The 16,481-nt window shown below is 58.5% G+C and carries 13 protein-coding genes; 4 read left to right on the top strand and 9 right to left on the bottom strand.

Annotation, left to right across the window (positions count from 1 at the left end; translation table 11 throughout):
• Positions 1-120: 120 nt before the first annotated feature.
• Entirely contained in the window at positions 121-2,097 is a 1,977-nt protein-coding gene (locus tag ACQR3R_RS18280) for a Cache 3/Cache 2 fusion domain-containing protein (RefSeq protein ID WP_428273932.1), read from the bottom strand.
• Between the two features lie 186 nt (positions 2,098-2,283).
• Complete coding sequence (locus ACQR3R_RS18275) at positions 2,284-3,207, bottom strand: LysR substrate-binding domain-containing protein (RefSeq protein ID WP_428273930.1); 924 nt, start codon at positions 3,205-3,207, stop codon at positions 2,284-2,286.
• Between the two features lie 158 nt (positions 3,208-3,365).
• Between ACQR3R_RS18275 and ACQR3R_RS18270 the strand changes: the two genes are divergently transcribed.
• Positions 3,366-4,760, top strand: a complete 1,395-nt coding sequence (locus tag ACQR3R_RS18270) for a NorM family multidrug efflux MATE transporter (protein WP_428273928.1) — start codon at positions 3,366-3,368, stop codon at positions 4,758-4,760.
• Between the two features lie 107 nt (positions 4,761-4,867).
• On the opposite strand, the gene ACQR3R_RS18265 is transcribed toward ACQR3R_RS18270, so the two are convergent.
• Positions 4,868-6,541 carry an EAL domain-containing protein gene (locus ACQR3R_RS18265; RefSeq protein WP_428273926.1) on the bottom strand — a complete coding sequence of 558 codons (1,674 nt, stop codon included), beginning with the start codon at positions 6,539-6,541 and terminating at the stop codon, positions 4,868-4,870.
• 264 nt (positions 6,542-6,805) lie between these two features.
• On the opposite strand from ACQR3R_RS18265, the gene rep reads away from it, so the two are divergent.
• Together rep and ACQR3R_RS18255 are read left to right on the top strand one after the other, a co-directional pair.
• A complete protein-coding gene (gene rep, locus ACQR3R_RS18260) occupies positions 6,806-8,815 on the top strand; it encodes a DNA helicase Rep (RefSeq protein WP_140664723.1) in 2,010 nt (669 codons plus the stop codon).
• Between the two features lie 71 nt (positions 8,816-8,886).
• A complete protein-coding gene (locus ACQR3R_RS18255; protein ID WP_046030651.1) occupies positions 8,887-9,459 on the top strand; it encodes a xanthine phosphoribosyltransferase in 573 nt (190 codons plus the stop codon).
• A 131-nt stretch (positions 9,460-9,590) separates the two neighbouring features.
• On the opposite strand, the gene ACQR3R_RS18250 is transcribed toward ACQR3R_RS18255, so the two are convergent.
• The 6 genes from ACQR3R_RS18250 to dadA form a co-directional block, all read right to left on the bottom strand.
• The gene (locus ACQR3R_RS18250; RefSeq protein ID WP_428273923.1) at positions 9,591-11,513 is read right to left on the bottom strand and encodes an acetyl-CoA hydrolase/transferase C-terminal domain-containing protein; all 1,923 of its coding nucleotides are present in this window, start codon (positions 11,511-11,513) and stop codon (positions 9,591-9,593) included.
• 137 nt (positions 11,514-11,650) lie between these two features.
• On the bottom strand, positions 11,651-12,079 hold the full coding sequence (locus ACQR3R_RS18245) for a c-type cytochrome (protein ID WP_428273921.1): 429 nt from the start codon (positions 12,077-12,079) through the stop codon (positions 11,651-11,653).
• A gap of 170 nt (positions 12,080-12,249) precedes the next feature.
• Positions 12,250-12,798: a cupin domain-containing protein gene (locus ACQR3R_RS18240; protein WP_008150195.1), complete on the bottom strand. Its 549-nt coding sequence runs from the start codon at positions 12,796-12,798 to the stop codon at positions 12,250-12,252.
• A 127-nt stretch (positions 12,799-12,925) separates the two neighbouring features.
• A complete protein-coding gene (gene alr, locus ACQR3R_RS18235; RefSeq protein ID WP_428273919.1) occupies positions 12,926-13,999 on the bottom strand; it encodes an alanine racemase in 1,074 nt (357 codons plus the stop codon).
• Between the two features lie 107 nt (positions 14,000-14,106).
• Positions 14,107-14,460 carry a Rid family hydrolase gene (locus ACQR3R_RS18230; RefSeq protein ID WP_428273917.1) on the bottom strand — a complete coding sequence of 118 codons (354 nt, stop codon included), beginning with the start codon at positions 14,458-14,460 and terminating at the stop codon, positions 14,107-14,109.
• Complete coding sequence (gene dadA, locus ACQR3R_RS18225; RefSeq protein ID WP_428273915.1) at positions 14,432-15,736, bottom strand: D-amino acid dehydrogenase; 1,305 nt, start codon at positions 15,734-15,736, stop codon at positions 14,432-14,434. The genes ACQR3R_RS18230 and dadA overlap by 29 nt, the downstream gene beginning before the upstream one ends.
• 157 nt (positions 15,737-15,893) lie before the next feature.
• On the opposite strand from dadA, the gene ACQR3R_RS18220 reads away from it, so the two are divergent.
• Positions 15,894-16,382, top strand: coding sequence for an Lrp/AsnC ligand binding domain-containing protein (locus tag ACQR3R_RS18220; protein WP_003177284.1), 489 nt, complete (start codon positions 15,894-15,896; stop codon positions 16,380-16,382).
• The last annotated feature ends 99 nt before the right edge of the window (positions 16,383-16,481 follow it).

The following is a 16,481-nucleotide window of genomic DNA, read 5'->3' as shown; positions in this document are numbered from 1 at the left end:
GCGATACCCTCGCGAGTACGCTCACTCCCACATGGGTTTGGCAGGTGATCACAAAATGCGTGAACACCCAAAGCCAACGATGGGAATAAGCCTGCTCGCGACAGCTGTTTCGCAGGCGACTCAACGAAACCGATCAACCTCTTGACGCAATTCCGCCGCCAGCGATTCCAGTTCCTTGGCCGTAATCGCCAGGTTCGACACCACTTCCCGCTGCTCGCTGTTAGCCAACGCGATGCTTTGCAGATTGCTGCTCAGTAACGTCGCGGTACTGCTTTGCTCTTGGGTTGCGGTAGTGATCGCCGAAAATTGCTGACCCGCAGAACGGCTTTGCTCATCAATGCGCGCCAGGGCTTGCGCGACATTGGCATTACGCGAAAGCCCTTCCTGCATCAGCACATTGCCCTGCTCCATGGTGCTGATGGCGTTGCCGGTTTCGTGCTGGATGCTTTGGATCATCACCGAAATTTCATCCGTGGCCTGCCGTGTGCGCGAAGCCAGGTTTCGAACCTCATCCGCCACCACCGCAAAACCACGGCCCTGCTCACCCGCACGGGCCGCTTCGATGGCGGCGTTCAATGCCAGCAAATTGGTCTGTTCGGCAATCGAGGTAATCACCCCGACAATCCCGCCGATTTCCTGAGAGCGCTGGCCCAGGGTGTTGATCACCGTCGCAGTGCTGTTCAGCGCGCCGGCAATTTGCTCCAGCGAGGAAGAGGCTTCGTCCATCGACGTGCGACCGATACGGGTTTGCTCTGCGTTTTCCTGAGCCAAACGCTGGGTGTCGCTCATGTTGTCGGCAATGTTCAGCGACGTAGCGCTGAACTCTTCGACAGCGCCGGCCATGCTGGTGATTTCACCGGACTGCTGTTCCATTCCCTCGTAGGCGCCACCGGACAGACCCGACAAGGCCTGAGCACGGCTATTGACCTCGCCCGAAGCTTTGCGGATGTGCTCGACCATGGTCGACAAGCCTTGGCTCATCTGATTGAAGGCGCGGGCCAACTGCCCGATTTCATCGTTGCTCGACACATCAAGACGCACGCTCAAGTCACCGGCGCCCAAGGCTTCGGCCTGCCGTACCAGATCACCCAGCGGCGCAAGTTTACTGCGCAGCAACCAGACTGCCGCCACGACGGCAATCAGCATGGCAAGCAGACTGCCAATCGCCAGTTGAATCCCGACACTCCAGGTTACGGCGCGAATTTCGGCTTGCGGCATGCTGGCCACAACCGACCAGGGTCCGCCGTCGAATGGCACGGCAACACTGTAGAAATCTTCTGATTTATCGCTCCAGAAATTGCCTTTGCCTGGCGTTTTGGCCAAGCCGACAATGCTTGGAATCGCTTGATCCAATGCTTCTACGCCCGCAATCGGCACCAGCCATTTGCTTTGCTCATCCAACAACGCCAGGGACCCGGTCCGGCCAATTCGAAAGCGTTTGAGGTTGGCGAATTGTGCGTTCTGCGCATCGGTGTAATCGAACCCTACGAACAATGCAGCAATGACCTTGCCCGCCGCATCGCGAACCGGGGAATACTGAGTCATGTAGAAACGATCAAACAGCACCGCACGACCGACATAGCTTTGCCCTGCCAGCAAACGCGCGTAGGCCGGGTTCGCGTGATCGAGCAGCGTACCGATCGCCCGCGCACCATCCTGTTTGCTAAGGGACGTGCTGACCCGAATAAACTCTTCGCCGCTGCGAACAAATACCGTGGCAACGCCGGCGGTCATTTGCTTGAAGTCGTCCACTTCCTTGAAATTGTTGTTCAGTACTTCGCTGCCCAAGTGCAGACCGGGCGTCTGGGCACCCGCCACTGCGACCGGCTCATCCGGATGCAGGCTCAGGCCGGCGCTGAAGCGCTTTTCGAACAAGCCGCTGAGGCGCTGGGTGCTTTCGCGCAACGTACCGTGAAACGTACTCAGCTGATCGGCCAGCAACCGCGCTTCGCTCGCCAAATGCTCTTCGCGGGTGGCGAGGTTGGCGGCGTCCAGCGAACGCAGTGCAAAAACGGTACTGCCGGTGATGACGATTGCCAGTATCGCGGCAAGCGCAAGCCCCAGCTGTGAGGCTATCCGGGCGCGAGGTTGAGACATGACAGCTCCTGGCCGAGCGACCGGATCTTCCTTGATCGCGATTCACGCTCGGCAAAATTTCTAATAATGGGGAATGCGTCGAACCTGCACGAAGGTTCCATGTGCAGACTTTCGGCGGCGAAACCGAATACTTGAGTATTTAACCGGGATATAGCAAATAGCCATCATTGCGACAGCTCTATCGATTCAGCTCAAGTGGTGGACGTCGGGTAATTCCATGGCGCGCGCTTCGCCTTGCAGGAAGTCGCTGAGGCGGCGCAAACGATCGCCTCCGGGGCGGGTTTTCGGCCAAACCAGGTAATACTTTTCACCGCTGGCGACCGCCGTCGGCCAAGGCAAACTCAAGCGCCCCTGCGCCACATCCTCGGCGACCATCAACAGGTCGCCCATCGAGACACCATAACCGCGCGCCGCCGCAATCATGCCCAGCTCCAGCGTATCGAACACCTGGCCGCCCTTGAGTGACACGTGATCGGTCAGGCCCATGCGCTCCAGCCAATTGCGCCAGTCGCGACGATCCGGCGTCGGGTGCAACAATTCGGCAGCGGCCAGGCGCGCGATGTCCCACGGCTGATTGTCCTGCAGAAGATTCGGTGCGCCGACAGGAATCAGTTGTTCCGAGAACAGGAAACTGGCCTCCCAGTCCGGTGGAAAATGCCCGTTGCCGAGAATGACGGCGCAGTCAAAAGGTTCATGGTTGAAGTCCACCGAATCAACGTCCATCCAGGCACTGGTCAATTGCACCTCATTGCCAGGCTGCAGGTGGCGAAAACGACTGAGCCGCGCCAGTAACCAGCGCATGGTCAGGGTCGATGGTGCCTTCATGCGCAGAATATCGTCTTCGGCGCGCAAGGCATTACAGGCCCGCTCCAAAGCGGTGAACCCTTCGCGAATACCGGGCAAGATCAGGCGTGCCGACTCGGTCAATTGCAGGTTGCGTCCGCTGCGGTGAAACAGCCGACAGGCGAAATGCTCTTCAAGCGTACGAACATGCCGACTGACTGCGCTTTGGGTTATCGACAGCTCCTCGGCGGCGCGGGTAAATGAACTGTGTCGTGCGGCCGCTTCAAATGCGCGCAGGGCATACAACGGAGGAAGACGACGCGACATCAGGAAAACTCCTACGGCGGGATCCGGCAAATCTATCAGAAACTTCTTAGCATGAGTTTTAATCATGCTACCCATCCTTTTTATCCCTTTGTGTAAACCCTGCAAAGCGCCGAGAATCGGTCCTTTGCTGTTTCCGTTGATAATTGAGCGTGATGACCATGAAGCATCCAGCGCGTATTGAACTCTCGGCCATTTTGCGGTTGGCAGGGCCGCTGATTGCCTCGCAGTTGGCGCACATGCTGATGGTCCTCACCGACACCTTGATGATGGCGCGCCTGAGCCCGGAGGCCTTGGCCGGTGGCGGCCTCGGGGCGGCCACGTATTCCTTCGTATCGATCTTCTGCATCGGCGTCATTGCCGCCGTGGGCACATTGGTCGCGATTCGTCAGGGCGCCGGTGACATCGTCGGTGCGGCACGCCTCACACAGGCTGGATTGTGGCTGGCGTGGTTGATGGCGCTGGTGGCGGCATTGTTGCTGTGGAACCTGAAACCGGTATTGCTGATGTTCGGCCAGACCGAAACCAACGTGCACGCGGCCGGGCAGTTTCTGTTGATATTGCCTTTCGCCCTGCCCGGCTATTTGAGCTTCATGGCCTTGCGTGGTTTCACCAGCGCCATCGGCCGGGCGACACCGGTGATGGTCATCAGCCTGTGCGGTACGGTGGCCAATTTCCTGCTCAACTATGCGCTGATCACGGGGATGTTCGGTCTGCCGAAAATGGGCCTGGTCGGGATTGGATTGGTCACCGCCATTGTCGCCAACCTGATGGCTGTCGCACTCGCGTTGCACATTCGCCGGCATCCGGCCTATGACGCGTACCCGCTGCTTGAAGGCTTGTCGCGGCCCAACCGCCACTACCTGAAAGAGCTATGGCGGCTCGGATTGCCGATTGGCGGCACTTATGCGGTGGAAGTCGGGCTGTTTGCCTTCGCCGCGCTGTGCATGGGCACCATGGGCAGCACGCAACTGGGTGCGCATCAGATCGCCCTGCAAATCGTCTCGGTCGCGTTCATGGTTCCGGCCGGGCTCTCCTATGCGATTACCATGCGCATCGGCAAACACTATGGCGCCGGCCAATTGCTGGATGCGCGATTGGCCGGGCGGGTCGGGATTGTGTTCGGGGCAGTGGCGATGCTCGGCTTCGCCATGGTGTTCTGGCTGTTGCCCAACCAATTGATCGGCTTGTTCCTTGACCATAACGACCCGGCGTTTCGCCCGGTTATCGACCTGGCCGTCAGCCTGTTGGCGGTGGCGGCGTGGTTCGAGTTGTTCGACGGCACGCAAACCATTGCCATGGGTTGCATTCGCGGGCTCAAGGATGCCAAGACCACGTTCCTGGTCGGGCTGGGTTGCTATTGGCTAATCGGCGCGCCAGCGGCTTGGTGGATGGCGTTCCATCTGCATTGGGGGCCAACGGGCGTCTGGTGGGGATTAGCATTGGGACTGGCGTGCGCGGCGGTGAGCCTGACGTTGGCGTTTGAATGGAAAATGAAACGAATGATTCGGCGCGAGTCATCGGTGCAGCGTTTCGAAGTCGCCCAGCCAGACTGAAATCACTTGTGATGCGGGTTTGCTCGCGAAGGCGCTGAGTCAGTCAAAAATGATGGCGACTGACACGGCCTCTTCGCGAGCAAGCCCGCTCCCACAATTATCCGTTGTTAAACCACCACTTCCATCAGTGGCTGTTGGCTGTTGCCGAAGCTCAAATACTCGACCAACTCCGCCAGCGGCAACGGCTTGCTGATCAGATAACCCTGCACCTGGTCGCAACCAAAGCCACGCAACAGATCCAGTTGCTCCGACGTTTCAACACCTTCGGCAACCACTTCAAGATTGAGGTTGTGCGCGAGGTTGATCATCGCGTGGACCAGTTTGCGATTCTCTTCACGCTCCTCCATGCCGCCGACAAAACTCTTATCGACCTTCAACAAGGCGATTGGCAGGCTGTTGAGGTGCACGAATGAGGAGAATCCGGTACCGAAGTCGTCTAGCGAAAAACGTACGCCCAGTCGCCCGAGCGCGTCCATAGTCTGCTTCACCAGATCGCTGCGACGCATCACCGCGGTTTCGGTCAGTTCAAACTCCAGCCATTGCGCTTCGACGCCCCGTTCGGCAATCAGCCGGCTCAACGTCGAGAGCAATTGGCTGTCCTGAAACTGCCGGAACGACAGGTTGATTGCCATGTGCAGTGCCGGCAAACCGCGCTCGCGCAGTGCCTGCATGTCGCGCAAGGCACGGGAAATCACCCAGTAGCCGAGTGGCACGATCAAACCGCTTTGCTCGGCCAATGGCACGAATTCACTCGGTGGCAGCAACCCGCGCTCGGCATGACGCCAGCGCACCAAGGCTTCGAGGCCGACGATCTGGCCGTCCTCAAGGTTCAGACGAGGCTGGTAATGCAGCTCCAGCTCATCGCGGCGCAGTGCACGGCGCAACTCGCTTTCCAGGTCCGCCATGCTGCGGGCATTGCGGTTTATGCGTTCGTTGAAGATATGAAACGTGCAGCCCTGGGTGCTCTTGGCCTGCTGCATGGCGATGTGTGCGTGCCACATCAGCGGGTCTGCGCCAGCCTGGGCCCGGGCATGGGCGATGCCCAGGCTGGAACCGATCAACAGGCTTTCACCGTCGACCCAGTAAGGCTCGGCGAGTGCTTCGGTAATCCGCTCCGCCATCCACTCTGCACGTTGTGGTGCCCGGCGGGTATCAATCAGCAACGCAAATTCATCACTGCCCAGCCGCGCCAGTTGATCACCGGCCTCAAGCTGACTTTTCAGCCGCGAGACCACTTGCAGGATCAGCCTGTCGCCAGCCTGATGGCCGAGGGCATCATTGGCGTGTCGGAAGTTGTCGAGGTCAAGGTGACCGAGCGCCAAGCCGCGACCTTCGTTTTCTGCAAGGCGCGCTGCCAGCAAGGTCTGGAAACCCTGGCGATTGGCAATGCCGGTCAGGGGATCCTGTTCGGCGAGGCGTTGCAGGGTGTTTTCGAGCATGCCGCGCTCACGCACGTGCCGCAGGCAACGACGCAACATGCCGGCATCGAGCAGATCACGCACCAGCCAATCGCTGACACCATCGGGCGGCGACGCAGGTTCGTGCTCCAGCAGCAGCACCGTGGGCAAGTTGCAACGGCCGGGTGCGGGCTGAAGTTCAGGAATAGTCAACAAGACCGCGCTGCGGTTGTCATCGAACAGAGTGCTGACCGAGTCCCAGTTCGGCGCGCTGATGAGCACGGCCGAACTCCCCATCGGAGCCAGACACTCGCGCAACAACGCTGACCACGCTGGCTCTTCGGCCAATAGCAGCAAACGCAAGGGTTCGACAGGCGTAGACAAGCTAGCTCCCTAGACTCTGCAATGATGTTGGCGGCGTGCATTATGCCGCGCCAATAACCAATGACCAAATGACATCGGTTATCAAACGAGACGTTTGTATCCGGAATTACGAACATTAGACGCAATTTCACCGCGCATCCTGCGTGAAAGTATCAAAACCGGCAAATATAGATAGCGTGCTGCGTCACAAGTCGGAGAGAGCAGCACAATTCGCTGAGCCTGTTAAAATGCCGGCCCATTTCGCAAACGACTTTCTGATTTCATATGTCCCGACTCAATCCCCGGCAGCAAGAAGCCGTGAACTACGTCGGCGGCCCTCTTTTGGTGCTCGCCGGCGCAGGCTCCGGCAAGACCAGTGTGATCACGCGCAAGATCGCGCACCTGATCCAGAACTGCGGTATTCGCGCCCAATACATCGTCGCCATGACCTTTACCAACAAAGCCGCGCGCGAGATGAAAGAGCGGGTCGGCACACTGCTCAAGGGCGGCGAAGGCCGAGGCCTGACGGTTTGCACGTTCCACAACCTGGGCCTCAACATCATCCGCAAGGAACACGTGCGGCTGGGCTACAAACCGGGTTTCTCGATTTTTGACGAAACCGACGTCAAAGCCCTGATGACCGACATCATGCAAAAGGAATACGCGGGCGACGATGGCGTCGACGAGATCAAGAACATGATCGGCTCGTGGAAAAACGACCTGATCCTGCCGGCCGAAGCCCTCGAAAACGCGCGTAACCCCAAGGAACAGACTGCCGCCATCGTCTACACCCACTATCAGCGCACCCTGAAGGCATTCAACGCGGTGGACTTCGACGACCTGATCCTGCTGCCGGTAAAACTGTTCCAGGAACACGCCGACATCCTCGAAAAGTGGCAGAACAAAGTTCGCTACCTGCTGGTGGATGAGTACCAGGACACCAACGCCAGCCAGTATTTGCTGGTGAAGTTGCTGATCGGTACGCGCAACCAGTTCACCGTGGTCGGTGATGACGACCAGTCGATTTATGCCTGGCGTGGTGCGCGTCCGGAAAACCTGATGCTGCTCAAGGACGACTATCCGTCTCTGAAGGTGGTGATGCTGGAGCAAAACTATCGCTCCACCAGCCGCATTCTGCGTTGCGCCAACGTGCTGATCTCGAACAACCCGCATGAATTCGAAAAGCAGCTGTGGAGCGAAATGGGCCACGGCGATGAGATCCGGGTGATCCGCTGCCGCAACGAAGACGCCGAAGCCGAGCGCGTGGCCGTCGAGCTGCTGACCCTGCATCTGCGCACGGATCGCCCTTACAGCGATTTTGCGATCCTGTATCGCGGCAACTACCAGGCCAAGCTGATCGAGCTGAAACTGCAGCACCACCAGATCCCGTATCGACTGTCTGGCGGCAACAGTTTCTTCGGCCGCCAGGAAGTGAAAGACCTGATGGCGTATTTCCGGCTGATCGTAAACCCCGATGATGACAACGCCTTCCTGCGGGTGATCAACGTCCCACGCCGGGAGATCGGCTCGACCACGCTCGAAAAACTGGGCAACTACGCCACCGAGCGCAAGATCTCAATGTACGCCGCCACCGATGAAATCGGCTTGGGCGAGCATCTGGATACGCGCTTCACCGATCGTCTGTCACGTTTCAAGCGCTTCATGGACAAGGTGCGCGAGCAATGCTCCGGCGAAGACCCGATCTCGGCGCTGCGCAGCATGGTCATGGACATCGACTACGAGAATTGGCTGCGCACCAACAGTTCCAGCGACAAGGCAGCCGATTACCGCATGGGCAACGTGTGGTTTCTGATCGAAGCGCTGAAGAACACGCTGGAGAAAGACGAAGAAGGCGAAATGACGGTCGAAGACGCCATCGGCAAACTCGTCTTGCGCGACATGCTGGAGCGTCAGCAGGAAGAGGAGGACGGCGCCGAAGGTGTGCAGATGATGACCCTTCACGCGTCCAAGGGACTGGAGTTTCCTTACGTGTTCATCATGGGCATGGAGGAGGAAATTCTCCCGCACCGTTCCAGTATCGAAGCCGACACCATCGAAGAAGAACGCCGCTTGGCCTACGTCGGGATTACCCGCGCGCGTCAGACGTTGGCTTTCACCTTTGCAGCCAAGCGTAAGCAGTACGGCGAGATCATCGATTGCGCGCCGAGTCGCTTCCTTGATGAGCTGCCGCCAGACGATCTGGCCTGGGAAGGCAACGACGACACGCCGGTGGAAGTCAAAGCCGTTCGCGGAAATACCGCACTGGCGGATATACGCGCGATGTTAAAGCGATAGAATTGTCTACTTTTTAACCGAACACTTTTTGACAAACTAGGCGCACACGGCGCCAGTAGAGGAAACGCTTCATGGAAGCACTGCACCAGAAAATTCGCGAACAAGGCATCGTGCTTTCCGATCAGGTCCTGAAGGTCGACGCCTTTTTGAACCATCAGATCGACCCGGCCCTAATGAAGTTGATCGGCGACGAGTTCGCCGCGCTGTTCAAGGATTCGGGGATCACCAAGATCGTCACCATCGAGGCCTCGGGCATTGCCCCGGCGATCATGACCGGGCTGAACCTCGGTGTGCCGGTGATCTTCGCCCGCAAGCAACAGTCCCTGACCCTGACTGAAAACCTGCTGTCGGCGACCGTTTACTCGTTCACCAAGAAGACCGAAAGCACCGTGGCGATCTCCCCGCGCCACCTGACCAGCAGCGACCGCGTGCTGATCATCGATGACTTTTTGGCCAACGGTAAGGCGTCGCAAGCGCTGATCTCGATCATCAAACAAGCCGGCGCTACCGTGGCCGGTTTGGGGATCGTGATTGAAAAGTCGTTCCAGGGTGGTCGTGCGGAACTGGACGCCCAGGGTTACCGCGTTGAATCGCTGGCACGCGTTCAGTCGCTGGCCGGCGGCGTTGTGACCTTCATCGATTAACGCCAGCTACACCGCATTTCCCCTGTGGGAGCCAGCCTGCTGGCGATGACATCGTGCCAGTCAACAGCTTCATGACTGACAGACAGCCATCGCCAGCAGGCTGGCTCCCACAGTTGGTTTTGCGTTGGGCGTTATTGCGCGGTGGCTTTCAGTCCGGTAAGTAACAACCGCTGAAACAAATCCTCCTTCAGCCCGTCCGGGTTGGTCAGCTGCATCCGCTCCAAATGCGCGGGAAATTCCGACGCTGGCGGCGCATCCAGCGCAGCCTTGCCCAGCTCCAGAATCTCCGTCAGCTTGAACTTGCTCTTCAGCCAGTTCAGCGCGCGCAACAGATCACGCTCGACCTCGGTGAAATCACACCCCAGCGGATACTCAGGAAACAAATGCGGATGCCGCGCCTGAATATCCTGTAACCGATGCGGATTGTTCTCGGCAAAACGCGGGTCAAGCCGAAAATCCTTCGGCAACTTGCCCACCTTCTGCGCCTGCTCGATCAAGCCCTGCTGGAAGCGTGAGTCGCTGATGTTCAGCAACGCCTCGATCACTGCCGCATCGGTTTTACCGCGCAGGTCGGCGATGCCGTACTCGGTGACCACGATGTCTCGCAGGTGCCGCGGTATGGTGCAATGGCCGTATTCCCAGACGATATTCGAACTGACATCCCCGCCCGACTCACGCCAACTGCGCAAAATCAGCACCGAGCGCGCGCCGTCCAGTGCATGCCCCTGCGCGACAAAGTTGTACTGCCCGCCAACGCCGCTGAGCACTCGCCCATCTTCCAACTGATCCGCCACGCCGGCACCGAGCAGCGTCATGGTGAATACGGTGTTGATGAACCGCGCATCAAGGCGCTGCAAGCGCTTGAGCTCTTCCTGGCCGTAGAGTTCGTTGATGTAGCTGATACGGGTCATGTTGAATTCGAGCCGCTTGCTTTGCGGAAGCTCTCGAAGGCGTTCGTAATAACTGCGCGGCCCCAAAAAGAAGCCACCGTGCACCGAGATGCCGTCAGTCTGTGCGGCTTCGTCCAGCGTGCCGGCGTTTGCCTGTTGCTGCGTCAGTACATCCGGGTAGACCTTGCGCCGCACAATGCCGGCATCCGCCAGCACCAGCAGTCCGTTGACGAACATTTCGCTGCAACCGTACAAGCCCTTGGCGAAGGGCTCAATGCCGCCCTCGCGGTCAATCAATTGCGCCCATTGGCTGAGGTTTACATCCGCCAGCAGTGCCTTGTAACCGGCATTATCGGCTTGACGTGCCAACAACGCGGCGGTCAACGCGTCGCCCATCGAGCCGATGCCAATCTGCAACGTGCCGCCGTCGCGCACCAGCGTGCTGGCGTGTAAACCAATGAAGTGATCCTGGAAACCGACCGGCATGTTCGGCGTGGAAAACAGCGTGGTGTTGTCCTTCTCATCGATCAACAGGTCGAAGGTGTCGATGCCGACTTCCGCATCGCCGGGCATGTATGGCAAGTCGTTGTGCACCTGGCCCAACACCAGAATGGTCTCCCCTGCTTCGCGACGCTTGGCGACCATGGGCAACAAATCCAGCGTGATGTCCGGGTTGCAGCTGAGGCTCAGGCGATCCGGGTGATCGCTATGGCTGGCGACCAATTGCGCGATCAGGTTGAGGCCGGCGGCGTTGATGTCGCGGGCTGCATGGCTGTAGTTGCTGCTGACGTAATCCTGCTGCGCCGATGCGCTATTGAGCAAACTGCCGGGCTGCATGAAAAATTGATGAACGTGGATGTTGGGCGGCAAACTGTCTTTGCGCAGGCCGGCGAGGAAGTCCAGCTCTGGATAATCACCGAAAACCCGTTCGATAAAGGGTTCGAGAAAACGCTTTTGCAGGCCATCGCCCAATGCAGGCCGGCCAAGGCACAGCGCGGTATAGACGGTGAGCTGGCGCTCGGGCAGTTGCGCTACACGCTGATAAAGCGCATTGGCGAAATGGTTGGGCTTGCCCAACCCCAGCGGCATGCCCATGTGGATATGCGCTGGCAATCGCGCCAAAACGTCATCGACCGCTTGCTCGATAGAACACAGCTGCACCATCTGATCCTCCCTTACATTCCGTGAATTGAGGTTGGACCGAGCTTGCCGGGTCTTTGCTGCAATGAACAGTCCTGGACGGCAAATCGCGGGCACAAAAAAACCGCTCGCAAGCGGCTTTTTCGCTGGAAGCGTCGGGCTTATTTCAGGCCGGACATCTTCTCGATTGCACCTTTGAGCTCAGGATCGGAGCAGTCGGCGCACGTACCTTTAGGTGGCATGGAGTTGATGCCGCTGATGGCTTTTGCCAACAGACCGTCGAGTCCACCTTGTTCTTTGGCACGTTTGCCCCAGTCCGCCGCATCACCAATTTTCGGCGCGCCCAGCAGGCCGGTACCGTGGCAAGCGTTGCAATGTTTTGCAATCACTTCATCAGGGGTTTTGGCACCGCCACCGCCACCGGCAGATGCAGCAACTTCCATACCCTTGCATTCTTGACCGGTGACACACACCTGGCCAACAGGCTCGAGGCGTTTAGCAATATCGTCGTTAGTCGCAGCTTGAGCGCTGACAGCCCATAGGGCCAATACGGTTGCTGGTACGGCCAGCATTTTCATAATTAGGTTCACGCGTTCACCCTCAATGGTGGCTATTCACGCCTGCGGCCACGGTTCGCAGGCGGGCGCAAGTATAACGGTAAGCCCGCCGCACTGAAACAACCCCAAAGTCGAAGGGGTCTTGTTGTGCAACGGAAAAACAGTCCGGGCAGCTCTGCCGTATTGGCAGGACGCCTCTTTTGTTAAAAGTTCGCGGGCGTGGCTGCGCTGATTAGTCGCGCCGGCGCGTCGAACGGATTACGGAAACGATGTGGCTTGGTACTTTCAAAGTAGTAGCTGTCGCCAGCTTCGAGCACAAAAGTTTCAAGTCCGACCACCAACTCAAGTCGACCTTCCAGCAAAATCCCGGTTTCCTCACCCTCGTGGGTAAGCATCTCGTCACCGGTGTCGGCGCCTGGCGGATAAATTTCATTGAGGAAGGCGATGGCACGGCTCGGATGAGCCCGGCCGACCAGTTTCATGGTCACTGCGCCATCGGAAATATCGATCAGTTCGTTAGCTTTGTAGACGATCTGAGTCGGTTTTTCCTGCAGTATTTCTTCGGAGAAGAACTCGACCATTGACATGGGAATCCCGCCCAATACCTTCCTCAGCGAGCTGATCGAGGGGCTCACGCTGTTTTTCTCGATCATCGAAATGGTGCTGTTGGTGACACCCGCACGCTTGGCGAGCTCACGCTGGGAAAGTCCTTTGAGCTTACGGATGGATTGCAGTCGTTCACCGACGTCCAATGCTTGCGCCTCCAGGATTCAGGTTGTTGGAATATTGAGCGTTATCATGGCGACAGCGTTCAGTATTTACAACACTTTGGCCTGAATCCTGTTCAGGGCGGGCGACACAGGGCCGCAACGCGTTGCGCTAAACCCCGGAATAGAGCTTCGGCACTCGACGCAGGTTGCAGAAGATCTGGTAAGGAATCGTGTCGGCTGCGGCAGCCACGTCGCTGGCGAGGATATTATTGCCCCACAGCTCCACTGTCGACCCAAGGCCTGCTTGCGGTACTTCGGTCAAATCAATGCAAAGCATGTCCATGGACACTCGGCCAAGCAATTGACTGCGCTGCCCTGCGACCCAAACCGGTGTACCCGTGGGTGCCTGGCGGGGGTAACCATCGGCATACCCCATCGCGACGACGCCCACGCGCATCGGTTTTTGGGTGATGAATTTGGCGCCGTAGCCGATGGGCTCACCGGCCGGCAGTTCACGCACGCAAATCACCTTTGATTCGAGCGTCATTACCGGTTTCAGGCGGGAAGCTACCGCGTTGGCTTCTTCAAACGGAGTCGCGCCGTACAGCATGATGCCAGGGCGCACCCAATCACTTGGAATTTGCGGCCAGCCGAGTACGGCCGGCGAATTGCGCAAGCTAATCTCAGCTGACAAGCCTTGGCGCGCGGCTTCAAACACGGCGACTTGCTCGGCGCTGCTTTGACTGTGCAGCTCATCGGCGCGGGCGAAGTGGCTCATCAGCACAATCTTCGCGACCTTGCCGCTGGCCAGCAGCCGTTGATACGCCGCTTGATAATCCTTGGGATGTAACCCGACACGGTGCATGCCCGAATCGAGTTTGAGCCACACCGTAATCGGCTTGCCCAACGTTGCGTTCTCGATTGCTTCTAGCTGCCACAGCGAGTGCACCACACACCAAAAGTCATGCTCGACGATCAGCGCCAGCTCATCAGCTTCGAAGAAACCTTCCAGCAACAATACCGGCGCCCGAATGCCAGCAGTACGCAGTTCCAGCGCCTCCTCGATGCAGGCCACGGCAAACCCCTGCGCATCGTTTTCCAGCGCCTGGGCACAACGCACTGCGCCATGGCCATAAGCATCGGCCTTGATCACAGCGAGGGCCTTCGCCCCCGTGACTTCACGGGCAAGTTGGTAGTTGTGACGCAGCGCTTGGAGGTCGATCAGGGCACGGGCTGGACGCATGGCGGCAGACTTCTAGTCGGTCATTGAAAAAAACCGGCGCTGGCCGGCGGCGTAAACCGCCAGTAGCACCGGGAGAGGGATTTTGTCAGCGGTGTGTACCTGGGCCGTTATGGCAGCGCGGCAACAACCGACAGCTCAACCAGAATTTCTGGTTCGCACAACTTCGACTCAACCGTGGCACGGGCCGGGGCGACGCCTTTTGGCAGCCACTTGTCCCACACTGCGTTCATGCCTTCGAAGTGCGCGTCGATGTCTTTCAGGTAAATCGTCACCGACAACACATGGCTCTTATCAGTGCCGGCCAAATCCAGCAATCGCTCGATGTTGGCCAGTGCTTCGCGGGTCTGCTGTTCAATCCCGGCACTCATGGTGTCGCCGACTTGCCCTGCCAGATACACGGTACCGTTATGAGCAACGATCTGACTCATGCGCTCATTGGTGAGCTGGCGCTGGATTGCCATGTTTTGCGGACTCCTGAGGTGTTTTACCGTAACGGGAAATATCGAGGCCTTCGGCGCTGATCTGCGGCGTTTTCTTCGCCATCAGGTCCGCCAGCAAACGGCCGGAACCACAGGCCATAGTCCAGCCTAGCGTGCCGTGGCCGGTGTTCAAGAACAGGTTGCTGAACGGCGTAGCACCGACGATTGGCGTGCCGTCCGGCGTGGTTGGACGCAGACCGGTCCAGAAACTTGCCTGGGCCAGGTCGCCACCTTGAGGATAAAGGTCGTTGACGATCATCTCCAGGGTTTCACGCCGACGCGGGTTCAGCGACAGGTCAAAACCGGCGATCTCAGCCATGCCGCCCACACGAATGCGATTGTCGAACCGGGTAATGGCAACTTTGTACGTTTCGTCAAGAATGGTCGAAGTCGGTGCCATTGCCGGGTTGGTGATCGGCACGGTCAAGGAGTAACCCTTGAGTGGATACACCGGGGCCTTGATGCCCAGGGGCTTGAGCAACTGCGGCGAATAACTGCCGAGCGCCAGCACGTAGCGGTCTGCGGTTTCCAGTTTGCCGTCGATCCATACACCGTTGATGCGATCACCGGCGTAGTCCAGACGCTGAATGTCCTGACCGAAGCGGAATTCCACACCCAGTTTCACGGCCATTTCAGCCAGGCGAGTAGTGAACATCTGGCAGTCGCCAGTCTGGTCGTTCGGCAAGCGCAAGGCACCGGCGAGGATGTCGGTGACGTTGGCCAGTGCCGGCTCGACGCGAGCAATACCGGCGCGATCGAGCAACTCGAACGGTACGCCGGACTCTTTCAATACGGCGATGTCTTTCGCGGCGCCATCAAGCTGTGCCTGGGTGCGGAACAGTTGTGTAGTCCCCAGGCTGCGACCTTCGTAGGCAATACCGGTTTCTGCACGCAATTCGTCGAGGCAATCGCGGCTGTATTCGGACAAACGCACCATGCGTTCCTTGTTCACCGCATAACGGCTGGCGGTGCAGTTACGCAGCATCTGCGCCATCCACAAGTATTGATCGATGTCGGCGGTCGCCTTGATCGCCAACGGCGCGTGGCGTTCCAGCAGCCATTTGATGGCTTTGAGCGGCACGCCGGGTGCGGCCCACGGCGAGGCATAACCCGGCGATACCTGCCCGGCGTTGGCGAAACTGGTCTCCATGGCAGCGGCCGGCTGACGGTCCACAACCACCACTTCAAACCCGGCACGGGCCAGATAATAAGCACTGGCGGTACCAATGACGCCGCTACCCAAGACCATAACGCGCATTTTCATATCCCTCATCGCGGCGTACCGCCGACGTTTGTTGTGTTCAAGCAATGATGTGCGCAGTGTAAAAAAGTTTAGGCAGTGCTTTTCACTATATAAGTGCCTATATTTGGCGACAATTCTCGGCAAAAACCCTTTTCACGGAGGCGCATCCCCTATGCGTACCAACACTCAAACCAAACGTGAGCTGGACAAGATCGACCGCAACATCCTGCGGATCCTGCAAGCGGACGGGCGCATTTCCTTCACCGAGCTGGGGGAAAAGGTCGGGCTGTCGACCACGCCGTGTACCGAGCGGGTACGGCGCCTGGAGCGCGAAGGGATCATCATGGGCTACAACGCCCGGCTGAATCCGCAGCACCTCAAGGGCAGCTTGCTGGTGTTCGTGGAAATCAGCCTGGACTACAAATCCGGCGATACTTTCGAGGAGTTTCGACGCGCGGTGCTCAAGCTCCCTCACGTGTTGGAGTGCCACTTGGTCTCAGGTGATTTCGACTACCTGGTGAAGGCGCGTATCTCGGAGATGGCCTCGTACCGCAAGCTGTTGGGCGACATCCTGCTCAAGTTGCCCCATGTGCGCGAATCCAAGAGCTACATCGTGATGGAAGAGGTGAAAGAGAGCCTGAGCTTGCCGATTCCGGATTGAGGGTGCTGGTTCGGGGCTCATCGCGAGCAGGCTCACGCCCACAATGAAGGGGTGTGGTGCAGCCAATGTTCGACCAGAATCCCTATGGAGGCGAGCCTG

It is taken from the genome of Gordonia sp. IEGM753, from assembly GCF_050321825.1.
Classification (GTDB): domain Bacteria; phylum Pseudomonadota; class Gammaproteobacteria; order Pseudomonadales; family Pseudomonadaceae; genus Aquipseudomonas.
This window is presented reverse-complemented; position numbering and strand designations above follow the sequence as displayed.

What these genes read in the sequence shown, in the direction of transcription:
- ACQR3R_RS18220 (WP_003177284.1), top strand. Translation starts at nt 15,894, where the DNA reads ATGCGTACCAACACTCAAACCAAACGTGAGCTGGACAAGATCGACCGC.
- ACQR3R_RS18270 (WP_428273928.1), top strand. Translation starts at nt 3,366, where the DNA reads ATGAAGCATCCAGCGCGTATTGAACTCTCGGCCATTTTGCGGTTGGCA.
- dadA (WP_428273915.1), bottom strand. Translation starts at nt 15,736, where the DNA reads ATGCGCGTTATGGTCTTGGGTAGCGGCGTCATTGGTACCGCCAGTGCT.
- ACQR3R_RS18255 (WP_046030651.1), top strand. Translation starts at nt 8,887, where the DNA reads ATGGAAGCACTGCACCAGAAAATTCGCGAACAAGGCATCGTGCTTTCC.
- ACQR3R_RS18280 (WP_428273932.1), bottom strand. Translation starts at nt 2,097, where the DNA reads ATGTCTCAACCTCGCGCCCGGATAGCCTCACAGCTGGGGCTTGCGCTT.
- ACQR3R_RS18250 (WP_428273923.1), bottom strand. Translation starts at nt 11,513, where the DNA reads ATGGTGCAGCTGTGTTCTATCGAGCAAGCGGTCGATGACGTTTTGGCG.
- alr (WP_428273919.1), bottom strand. Translation starts at nt 13,999, where the DNA reads ATGCGTCCAGCCCGTGCCCTGATCGACCTCCAAGCGCTGCGTCACAAC.
- ACQR3R_RS18230 (WP_428273917.1), bottom strand. Translation starts at nt 14,460, where the DNA reads ATGGCAATCCAGCGCCAGCTCACCAATGAGCGCATGAGTCAGATCGTT.
- rep (WP_140664723.1), top strand. Translation starts at nt 6,806, where the DNA reads ATGTCCCGACTCAATCCCCGGCAGCAAGAAGCCGTGAACTACGTCGGC.
- ACQR3R_RS18275 (WP_428273930.1), bottom strand. Translation starts at nt 3,207, where the DNA reads ATGTCGCGTCGTCTTCCTCCGTTGTATGCCCTGCGCGCATTTGAAGCG.